The organism is Flavobacterium poyangense (assembly GCF_011751075.1).
In the GTDB taxonomy this organism is placed as follows: domain Bacteria; phylum Bacteroidota; class Bacteroidia; order Flavobacteriales; family Flavobacteriaceae; genus Flavobacterium; species Flavobacterium poyangense.
The window spans coordinates 1-613 of the sequence record NZ_JAALLN010000133.1 but is presented as its reverse complement, the minus strand read 5'-3'; the positions used below and the strand labels follow the sequence as shown (position 1 = coordinate 613).

Here is a 613-nt window from a genome sequence, read left to right as displayed (position 1 = left end):
CATGGCATAAGTCGTGTCACGGATGCGTTTGTAGTCGGTGGTGGCATCAGTGTCTTCGAAGTCTGGAACCTTAGACTCCTTGGGCTTCAGCTCTTCTGGGTCCAATGAAGGAGGAAACACCACAGGCTCATACCCCGCAGGCTTTTCACCCAACCATTCGCCTGTATCCGGATCGTAATCTTTTCCGGCCATAGGCGAGGTCTTCTCCATGACTTCTTGAGCGACCTCATCCCGCGCTTGGATAGCACTGAGGGTAGATAATAGGCGTTCTGACATAGCACTCATAATCAATCTCCAGGATGATGTACACCGTCTTTGTCAACACGGAACCACTCCGGCAGTTCCGTCCACGGTGTTTTCAAATCATTAGACATTTCGATAATTATCTCTTTGATCCCGTTAGGATCCCCGCCTCCCTCGTTGTCCACCCAATAGTCATATCCGTAGATGAAGCCGCTCAGCTGGAACATGAAGGAGCAGTCGACGTGTGGTGAATCAGAAGCATCCCCTTCCCAGTTATCGGACATCTGGTGGCTGATCAGTTGGATCTTGATCTTCTGGTCTTGCTGTAGTGTATCGTTGTCCTTGATACCACAGTCTAGAGAGGGAGTGA

At 50.2% G+C, this 613-nt stretch carries 2 protein-coding genes; both read right to left on the bottom strand.

Translation table 11 applies throughout. The features are described 5' to 3' along the window. A partial coding sequence (locus tag G3A47_RS22965; protein WP_208328423.1) for a hypothetical protein occupies positions 1–276 on the bottom strand: 276 nt, incomplete at its 3' end. 11 nt (positions 277–287) lie between these two features. Next, positions 288–613 (bottom strand): tail sheath stabilizer and completion protein (locus G3A47_RS22960; RefSeq protein ID WP_208328422.1); only part of this gene is annotated, 326 nt, incomplete at its 5' end.